Annotated in this window: 9 protein-coding genes; 3 read left to right on the plus strand and 6 right to left on the minus strand. The window is 61.6% G+C overall.

The features are described from left to right. Positions 1-91: 91 nt before the first annotated feature. Genes JWR98_RS08280 through JWR98_RS08300 form a run of 5 tightly spaced genes read right to left on the minus strand, consistent with a single transcriptional unit; the run spans position 92 to position 5465 of the window. On the minus strand, positions 92-1309 hold the full coding sequence (locus JWR98_RS08280) for a phospholipase D-like domain-containing protein (protein ID WP_205489728.1): 1218 nt from the start codon (positions 1307-1309) through the stop codon (positions 92-94). A gap of 50 nt (positions 1310-1359) precedes the next feature. Continuing rightward, positions 1360-2007, minus strand: a complete 648-nt coding sequence (locus JWR98_RS08285) for a MotA/TolQ/ExbB proton channel family protein (protein WP_205489730.1) — start codon at positions 2005-2007, stop codon at positions 1360-1362. Between the two features lie 18 nt (positions 2008-2025). Beyond that, complete coding sequence (locus tag JWR98_RS08290; RefSeq protein WP_078732352.1) at positions 2026-4305, minus strand: TonB-dependent receptor; 2280 nt, start codon at positions 4303-4305, stop codon at positions 2026-2028. A gap of 24 nt (positions 4306-4329) precedes the next feature. Next, complete coding sequence (locus tag JWR98_RS08295) at positions 4330-5055, minus strand: energy transducer TonB family protein (RefSeq protein WP_205489731.1); 726 nt, start codon at positions 5053-5055, stop codon at positions 4330-4332. Between the two features lie 2 nt (positions 5056-5057). Next, positions 5058-5465, minus strand: coding sequence for an ExbD/TolR family protein (locus JWR98_RS08300; protein ID WP_003172867.1), 408 nt, complete (start codon positions 5463-5465; stop codon positions 5058-5060). Positions 5466-5655: 190 nt separating this feature from the next. On the opposite strand from JWR98_RS08300, the gene JWR98_RS08305 reads away from it, so the two are divergent. Both JWR98_RS08305 and JWR98_RS08310 read left to right on the plus strand, forming a co-directional pair. Next, positions 5656-6210, plus strand: a complete 555-nt coding sequence (locus JWR98_RS08305; protein ID WP_078732354.1) for a GNAT family N-acetyltransferase — start codon at positions 5656-5658, stop codon at positions 6208-6210. After that, positions 6207-7781 (plus strand): alkaline phosphatase D family protein, encoded by a 1575-nt coding sequence (locus JWR98_RS08310; RefSeq protein ID WP_205489732.1) that lies wholly within the window; start codon positions 6207-6209, stop codon positions 7779-7781. Before JWR98_RS08305 ends, JWR98_RS08310 begins: the two co-directional genes overlap by 4 nt. A gap of 27 nt (positions 7782-7808) precedes the next feature. Here the strand turns inward: JWR98_RS08310 and JWR98_RS08315 are convergent, their stop codons facing one another. Continuing rightward, positions 7809-8435, minus strand: a complete 627-nt coding sequence (locus JWR98_RS08315) for an alanyl-tRNA editing protein (RefSeq protein ID WP_078732356.1) — start codon at positions 8433-8435, stop codon at positions 7809-7811. 89 nt (positions 8436-8524) lie between these two features. Between JWR98_RS08315 and JWR98_RS08320 the strand changes: the two genes are divergently transcribed. Next, entirely contained in the window at positions 8525-9508 is a 984-nt protein-coding gene (locus JWR98_RS08320) for a LysR family transcriptional regulator (protein WP_205489733.1), read from the plus strand. Positions 9509-9628 lie beyond the last annotated feature (120 nt).

Below are 9628 nucleotides of genomic sequence, written 5' to 3' on the forward strand. Positions count from 1 at the left end.
TGAAGGCATTCCTTTGCAAAATGAAGTGGGAGATTTCTGATCGATATGTCAGAAATATTTCCACACATTACCATTACTCAGGTGGCCATGGTCAAGGCTGGCCAGGGTGTGGCACTGCGTACTCATCGGTCAGGTTCAGGGCTTTGGCGTAGGGTCCGTCCCATAGCTGTTCATGCAACTCTCCTACACGCTTGGCCATCGCTTCACTGCGCATCACCACCTCCAGGTTGCGCGAATTATCCAGGTAACCACCCAGCCAATTGCTGGTGCCTACCCACGCCACTTGCCCATCGATTTCCATCGTCTTGCTGTGGATCACCCGTGCATACGGGATAAAACCTTGCCTGGCCTGGGGCAGGGTGACGATTTTGATCTGCACGTTGGGCAACACGGCCAGGCTTTTCAGGTAGGGCAGTTCAAGCGCGTCGGTGTTCCAGTTGGACACCATCAACTTGATTGACACACCACGCGCCGCAGCGGCGCGCACCGCGTTGTCGATCACCGCGTAATAGGGCCGGGCGTTGTCCGGTCCATAGGACAGCGGTGCGTAGTCGAGCAGTTGCACGCGGACTTCGTGTTTGGCGTCGTTGAGCAGACGCGGCAATTCCTGCTGTGAATCACCGACGCCCGGCGGGTTGTAACGTTGCGGGCTGGCGACCAGGTAGTTGCCGGTGCGTGCAGGGGCCTGGCCTTTGGCGGGCAGGGGCACGGGTTTGTTGGCGCCAAGCGCCGCCTGGGCTTGCCAGTCCTGGTTGAAGATCGCCTGCACCTGGCTTACCACCGTTGGGTCGCTGATGCGCAAGCCGGTCTCGTGGATGTGTTCGAGGGATCGCCAGTCGAAATTCTGGCTGCCGATAAACGCCTGCTTGCCATCCACCACCATGTATTTGGCGTGGATAATCCCGCCGCTTACGCGCGCATAGGGCAGTACGCGAAAGGTCAGGTTGGGGATCGCGCGCAAGCGCTCAAGGGTGGCAGGCTCCGACAGTTTCAGGCCTTTTTCTTCGAGCAGAAAACGAATTTTCACACCGCGTTTACCCGCCGCCGCAAGGCGCTCGAGGACAGCGTCCATGCGTGATCCCGGATGGTCGACCGCATAGAACTGGCCGATATCGATCGTGCTTTTGGCCGCATCGAACAACTCGATCCATACCGGACCCGGCTGGCGCAAATCGTCGGTGCCCAGCGCGCTATCCACCGGTACGGTATGCACCAGTTCAAACCCCGGGATTGAAAAATCCGCCTGGACCAGCGGACTCATGAGCAAGCCTGCCAGGCCTGCGATGCACACTTTCAACGAGACGGACATAGCTTCCCTTCATTGCAGAAGTGGCGGGCGCCCTGTGCGCCGCCAAACGGTCACGCGGTGCGGGTGTGCAACGGCGTCGGCACCCGTTGCGGTACTTCGCTTTGCTCACGGGCACCGCTGGCGGCGCGAATCAGCAGGATCTTCAACTGGTCGTTGATACGCTCCAGGCTGTCCTGGAAGAAGTTATGGAACACCACGCAAAACAGCGCAATGGCGATCCCCAGACCGGTCGCAAACAATGCCGTGCCGATGCCGCCGGAAATCTGCCCCGGGTCGGAAACGCCCGCGGTGGCCAGCGCCTTGAAGGTATCGATGATACCGAGGATGGTCCCCAGCAAGCCTAGCAGTGGCGCGGCGGTGGTGATGGTTTCAATGATCCACAGGCTACGGGCCAACGGCGCGCGGGTGCTCAGGTACTGGGTCTCGATCACGTCATCCAGGTCTTTGCGCGAACCATGGGAGGCCTTCTGTGCGAGCACCGGCAACACCATGTTCAGCGCCAGGCTGTCACGGCGCGTCAGTGCCTGGGGCAAGTCGCGCTCGCTGTGCACGTTGGCGCTGAGCACCTCGGCCAGCGCGCGCGCCTGACGGCGCACATAGGCGAAGTAAATGCCGCGTTCGATGGCGATAAAGACGGCGATGGCCATCGCCGCATACATCACATAGAAGGTGACGTCGTGGAGCAGGTTCATGTCCATGTTCAATTACCTCGCAGGTTAGAAATTGGCTTCCAGGGACACCGTCACGGTGCGTTCCAGGCCGACGATATAGGCCGGGTCGCCGTCGCGAAAACCGCTGTAGCTGGCCGCGTTGGTCTTGGTGGTATAGACGCCGTCCAGGTACTTCTTGTCGAACAGGTTGTCGACGTTCAGGCGCAGCGTCGCGTCCTTGACCACCTTCTTGTCCACGGGCAGGTAAATACCGGCGCCGGCGTTGAACACGGTGCGTCCCGAGATAGCTTCATCGTTGGTCAGGTCGCCATAGAGCTTGCTGGTGTACTTGCCGCCGAACGTGCCGTAGAAGCGCCCGTCGTCGTAGCCGATGTTGGCCGCCAGCATGTTTTTCGGCACGTTGGCGAACTGCTTGCCGCTGGTGGGCAACAGGATGGCCTGGCCTGCGTTGTAGACGGTCAGGTCGTCCTGCTGCTCGGCCTTGGTGTAGGTGTAGGAGGTGTAGTAGTTGAAGTGGTTGGGCAGCAGGCCGCTCCACTCCAGCTCCAGGCCGCTGTTGTTGACGGAACCGGCGTTGATGTCGGCGAAGTCGCCGTTGATGTCCTTGGACGAAACCTGACGATCCTTGAACTGCATATAAAACAAAGTGGCCGCCACGGTCATGTCGTCATCGGTGTAGCGCCAGCCCAGTTCGTGGTTCCAGCTGGTTTCCGGCTTGGCGTCGATGGAGCCGGCGCCCTTGTCGTACAGCACGTAGTTCTGCGGGATGCGCATGTTGCGCGACAGGCTGTAGAACAGCTGATCGCGCTCATCCAACTGGTACTTGAGGCCGACGTTGGGCAGCAGCTTGTTGTAGGTCTGGCTGCGTTTTTCCGCCTGTTCGGTGAGGCTGCCGTGGTTGGTGCCGTCGCGCTTGACGTTCATGTAGGCCAGGCCCGCGACCAGGGTCCAGTCAGGGTTGATGTACCACGTGTCCTGTGCCCAGACCTTCTGCGCCGGGGTCACGGTGAAGCGGTCACGGCCCTGCACGGTGTTACCGTTGGCATCGACCACGGCATCGCCATCGGGCCAGGTATCGGTGGGCTTGCCGCTGTTCTTCAGGGCAATGAACGGCTGGGTCTGGCTTTGGCGCGCGCGCTCGTACCAATAGCCAAATTGCAGGCTGTGTTCTTCCAGGTCCCAGTTCAGCTTGGTGGTGATGCCCGGGCGCCAGGTCTGCGTGCGCGAAGGGCGGTAGTAGACGCCGGTGGTGGACGAGCCGTCGGCGTTGTACTGGGCGGCGGAGGGCAGGTTGCTCAAGTCGAACACACCGCCTGCGTTGGAGCCGCTGTTGAGGGCGTAGCTGGACGAGCCGACGCCGCTGCCGTTACCCCAGAAGTAATACGGAATCACCGACAGGGCCAGATTGTCAGCCAGTTTGAACTGGGTATTGAGCACGCCCGTAAAGGTCTGGAACGGGTTCTGTGCCAGGGCGTAATAGCTGTTGAGCTTGCCGTTGCCGCCCACGGTCGGCGTGGCGGGGTAGGGGTCGAACTTGCGGCCGTTCTGTTGGAACTGGCCCTTGGTCAATTGGCTGTAACTGTTGTTGTCCTGCTCGTGATACTTGAGGATCAGATTGGCCGTGTTGCCGTTGCCGGCGTCGAAGAAGCTGTTCCACTCCACCTTGTCCGCGCGCACGGCGCCCGAACCGCGCCACATCTGACCTTCGGTGTGGGATGCCGACAACCAGTTGCTCAGGCCGTTGACTTCACCCGTATTGAGCCGCGCGAAGGTCTTGCGCGTGGCGTTGCTGCCCATGATCTGTTTGACGAACGCGCCGGTTTCCTTGGTCGGGCGAAGGGTCACGATGCCGATATTGCCGCCGCTGGAGCCAATGTGTGGGCCGTCGGACTCGGCGGAGCCTTGGGTGACGAAGATCTGGTCAATGTTTTCCGGGTCGCCCAGCAGGTTGGAATACAGCGCGTAGTTGCCCGAGTCGTTGATCGGCATGCCGTCCACCGACATCCCCACCTGGTCGGAGTTGAGCCCGCGCATGGTGAAGCGAAAACCCGACAAGCCGGTGTTGTCTTCGCTGGAAATGTTCAGCCCTGGCGTGTACTTGAGCTTGTCGATGGCGTTGCCGGTGGCGCTCTGTTTATCCAGCGCTTCCTTGGTCACCGTGGAGCGGCCTTTGATGCTTTCTTCCTGCACCATGTAGCCGCCACCCGCGGTGGCCTTGCCTTGTACGCCAATGGTGCCGACATCGCTTTCGCCGGTGTCGGCCATGGCCATGCCGTGCCCCATGCTTGCGGCAACGAGTGCCAGCTGAATCCTTGTGAGCCTCATCAGTGTCGTCCTGGTGTCGGGTGCTTATTGCACGCTGTAGTTGAAGGTGGCGGTGAAGCGCTGCTCATTGCGGCCCCCGAAGGCTTGCTCGGGGAACGGCTTGACTTGCTTGATGCGACGCAGGCTGTTGGTCGCGGCCCGGTTGAGTAACATGCTCGACGCCTGGGTCTGCAGGCCGGAGTCGAGTACCCGGCCCTGGCGGTCCACCAGCAGCCACACCACCACCTCGCCGGTCGGGCGTTCCAGAGACGCCTGGCGGCCGGTGGGGTATTGCTTGTAGGTGTCCAGTTCGTTGCGCAATCCCTTGAGATAGCCGCCCTCCAGCGCTTGGCCATCGACCTTGGGCGGCGCGGGTGATGCGGGCGTCGGGGCGACCGGGGCGGCCACGGGCGGTGCCGGTTTGGTCGCGGCCACCGGTGGCGGGGTGGGCGCGGTTTTGGCCACTGCTGGCTTGGGCACCGGCTTGGGCTTGGGCTCGGGTTTTGGCACCGGCTTGGGCGGTGGCGGTGGCGGTGGTGGCGCAGGTTCAGCCTCTTGATCTTCGATCACCGGCGGTGGCGGCTCCTGCTCCACCGCTGGCTCAGGGACCACTTCCGGCTCTGGCTCAACCAATGCCAATTCGACCGCCGACTCGTCGTACACCGGCTCGACTTTCAGCGTCTGTGACTGGATACCCAGTGCAATCAGCACCAGAGCGATCACGGCCGGGACACCGCCCAGCAACTGACGCGCACGAAACAGGACGTACATGATCAAGACTTGCGCGTGGCGATGGACACGGAGGTAAAGCCACCCAGGCGCAGGGTATCCATCACCTCCACCAGGCGTGACACCTCCACGCCCTTGTCGCTGTTAACGATGATGGTCGACTTGGCGTCGGGCTTTTCAGCGGCCTTGAGCGCCGGCACCAGGGCGTCGACCGTAAGGTCCTTGCCATCCAGCTGCAGTTGCCCTGCAAGGCCCAGGGTCAGGATGAATTTGTTCTGCGGTTTGAGCTGTTGCGAACTGCTGGCGCTGGGCAGTTGGGTCTTCATGCCGAGCGCCGGAATGACGTTCAGGCTCACGAGTACAAAAAACACCAGAAGGAACATCATCACGTCGATCATCGGGATGAGTTCGATGTGCGCCTTGCGTTTTTTCGGTTCGTCCCAGGTTCTCATTCCGTTGCCCCGTTATTGAATTAGGGGCAACACGCTAACAACGAAAAATGACCGATTGGTTAACTTTAATTGACGTTTTGAGCGCTCTAGGACGGGTATTACAGACGACTTACCGGTCATTTTTCGGGTGTCACAGAACTGCAACTCGGAGGGGGCATTCTCGAAAACTTTACATCGAGGGCCCCCGGGAATGAGTAGCGAATTGCCATGTTTGTCCACCCCGCGACTGCTATTGCGTGCGCTTGAAAAGCACCAGGCCGAGACGTTGTCCACCCTCGCCAACGGCCCGAAGATTGCCGACGATACCGCGAGCATTCCGTCGCCTTACACCCTGCAAGTCGCGTTGGATTTTATCGAAGGTATGCAGGAAAAATTTCGCGCCGAGGGGGTGTTGAGTCTGGGTATGCATCGTCGCGACAGCGGTGAATTGATCGGCGTGCTCAGCCTGCGGGTCAAGGCTGACCATCTCTACGGGAACTTGGGTGGCTGGGTGGCGGCGCAGGCACGCAATCAAGGGTATGCGGCAGAAGCGGCGAGCGCGTTGATGGACTACGGCTTCACGGAGTTGGGACTGTACCGCGTGGGCAGCCAGTGCTTCAGCCGCAACAAGGCGTCGGCGCGGGTCATGGAAAAAATCGGCCTGCGGTATGAAGGCTGCCTGCGCGGTGCTTTTCTAAAGAATGGGGTGCATGAAGACATGCTGGTGTTTGCCACCCTGCGCAAAGACTGGGCGTTGCGCTCATGAGCGGCGACATCGACCACAGCCGTCGACGCGTACTCGCCGGACTGGCCGTTGCCACCACTTTTTCGCTGCTCAGCCCCTTCGCCCGCAGCGCCGGGGTGGATTATCCGTTCACCCTTGGTGTGGCCTCGGGCGATCCGTTGCCGGATGGCTTTGTGATCTGGACGCGCCTGGCGCCGTTGTTCAATGCCGCTGACGGTCGCGGCGGCTTGCGTCGCGCGGTGCCGGTGCGTTGGCGGGTGGCCACTGATGCGGCGATGACGCGGGTGGTACGCCACGGCGAGGTCACGGCCAGCGAGCGGTTTGCGCATTCGGTGCATGTGGAGGTCGCCGGGTTGGAGGCGGGCCGGCCGTACTGGTATCAGTTCGAGGGGCTTGGCGCCCAGAGCCCGGTGGGGCAGTCACGCACGGCGCCCGCCGCGCACGCCATGGCATCCGCGCGCCTGGGTTTTGTTTCCTGTTCCCACTGGGAGCGCGGTTATTTCAGCGCCTATCGGCATCTCGCCGCGGAACAACCCGACCTGGTGTTTTTCCTGGGCGACTATATCTACGACAACTCTTTTGCCGCCGACTCCGGCAAGGTCGTGCGTGCTCACGGCGCCGGCAATGCGGTGAGCCTGAGTGATTACCGCAACCGCTACGCGCTGTACAAGACCGATCCCGACTTGCAAGCCTTGCACGCCGCCGCGCCTTGCGTGGCAACCTGGGACGATCACGAGGTACAGAACGACTATGCCAACCGCTGGTCCCAGGACCCGAAGATCGCGGTGGCGCAATTTCTTCAGCAACGCACAGCGGCCTACCAAGCCTATTACGAGCATATGCCACTGCGTGCCAGCAGCTTGCCGAGAGGCCCGGATATGCGCATCTACCGGCGTCTGGACTACGGCTGGCTTGCACGCTTGCATGTGCTCGACGGTCGCCAATACCGCTCCGAGCAACCCTGCGTCCTGCCCAATGGCAGCCATCAAGGACATATCGCCACCAATCTGTGCAGCGACTTGCGCGACCCCGCTCGCACCATGCTCGGTTGGCAGCAGGAGGCCTGGCTGGACCAGGGCTTTGCCCAGTCGAAGGCGCAGTGGAACCTGATCGCCCAGGACCTGCTGGTCGCCCCGCTGGCGCAGCGTGACCTGACTAACCACAAACCGGGACGCTGGACCGATGGCTGGGATGGTTACATGGCCAACCGCACGCGCATGCTCGCGTCGATCGAGCGCAATCGCGTGAAGAACCCGGTGTTCTGGGCGGGCGATATCCATTCGTTCTGGGTGACGGACCTGCACGCCGACGCCGACAAACCGGACTCGCCGGTGGTCGCCACCGAGTTCGTCGGCAGCTCGGTGACGTCCGACGGCCCGCCCTATGAAGCGTTCAACAAGATCCTGCCGCTCAACCCGCATGTGAAGTTTTTTGACAGCCGCCAGCGCGGGTATATGTCGGTGGAATTGAAAGAGCAGCAGATGCTCACGCACTTTCGGGTGATCAGCGATCCGCGTGATCCGGCGGCCGGGGTGTCGACGTTGAAGTCGTTTGTGGTGGAGTCGGGGCGGGCGGGGGCGGTTGCGGTTTGATACCTGTGGGAGTGAGCAAGCGGTGATTCAGTCGAGACTGTAACGCACCGACAGCGCGCCCTTTTTCTCCGACAGGGCCAGGATGGTCACCCGTCCCAACTCGCCCAGCGTCTGCACATGGGTGCCACCGCAGGCATACGCGGGCAAGTCACCGAAGCCCACTTCGCGGCTGCCGTCTTCCAGGGTCATGTGGCGTGGGCAGTCAGCGGCGATCCACTGGTTGATCTGCTGCTGCATCGCCTCGGCGTCCATCGCTTGAGCGGTTTCGCCGCGGATAAAGGTGATCTTGCCTTCGCCCGGCCAGTGGTGCGCCTTGATCGGCATCCAGCCCAGGATTTCGCCGACATTGCCGATCAGGTGCCCGGCCGAATGCAGGCGGGTGTGCAGGGCGCGGCGCTGGGCATCGACGCGCGCGCTGATCGGTCCCGGTTGCACGGGCCTGTCGAGGTAATGCACCACGCGATCAGCCTCCTGGATGACGCGCAGCACGTTGCTATCGCCGAGTGTGCCGGTGTCGAACGGCTGGCCGCCGCCCTGAGGGTGGAAAATCGTCGATTGCAGGACCACTGCAAACTGGTCCTCGTGAGGCGTGCAGCTGAGCACTTCAAGTTCGGCGGTCAGGTGGTCGTGGGTGAAAAACAGGCGCTCGGTCATTCTTTACCTCCGCATCAGGGTTTTACGGGCAGTATAAATAGTGCTTGGATGGGTGATAATCCGCTCAATTATCAATGGACCTGTGCATCATGAGCATCAATCTTCCCTTGCCGCTGCTGGGTGAAATGGCGATTTTCGTCAAGGTGGTGGAAGCCGGCAGCTTTTCCGAAGCGGCACGGCAACTGAGCGTTTCGCCGTCGGCGGTGAGCCGCAGTATTTCGCGCTTGGAAAAGGCCCTGGCCACCCGCTTGTTGCAGCGCACCACGCGCAAATTGTGCTTGAGCGAGGGCGGTGAAGAGGTGTTCAAGCGCTGTCAGGAGATGGTCAACGCAGCGCGTTCGGTGATGGAGGTCGGCGGCCAGTTCACCCACGAAGCCGAGGGCCTGGTGCGGGTCAGCGTGCCCAAGGCGGTCGGGCGGTTTGTGGTGCACCCGCATATGCCGGAATTTCTGCGGCGTTACCCCAAGGTGGACGTGCAACTGATCCTTGAGGACCGGCAGGTGGACCTGATCGATGACAACGTCGACCTCAGCATCCGTATCACCGACAGCCCACCGCCGGGGCTGGTGGGGCGCCAGTTACTGCCGATCGAACATTTGGTGTGTGCGACGCCGCAATACCTGGCCGAACAGGGCGCGCCCGCGCACCCCCACGATTTGCTGGAGCACAGCTGTATCTACCTCGGCGAAACCCCTGGCGACTCACGCTGGAAATTTCGTCAGGCCGGCAAGACGGTGACGGTCGGCGTGCGCGGGCGTTATGCGGCGAATCACACCGGTGTGCGGCTGGACGCAGTGTTGCAGCACGTGGGAATTGCCAGCTTGCCGTACTTTACCGCGCGCCATGCCCTGGAGGAGGGGCGGTTGGTGCAGGTGTTGCCGGAGTGGGATTTTATTGCGTCGTACCATGGCGAGGCGTGGTTGCTGCACTCGCCCACGCGTTACCTGCCGCCGAAGTTGCGGGTGTTTATTGATTATCTGGTGGCGTGCATGGCGAAGGAGCCGACATTGCGTGTGGTGAGCGGGCTTGTCGAATCGTCGCACCGCCCGCGCTGGGCTGCGAAGCGGCCCTAAAACAAGTTACCGAGACCTGATTGGAGGAACAGGGTTTTTGCAACGGGCTGCTACGCAGCCCAGAGCGGACATAGGTATCTACACGACTGCCTGATCTTGCGCTGTTGCTGTTGCTCTGGC

It is taken from the genome of Pseudomonas lactucae (assembly GCF_016937615.1).
In the GTDB taxonomy this organism is placed as follows: Bacteria; Pseudomonadota; Gammaproteobacteria; order Pseudomonadales; family Pseudomonadaceae; genus Aquipseudomonas; species Aquipseudomonas lactucae.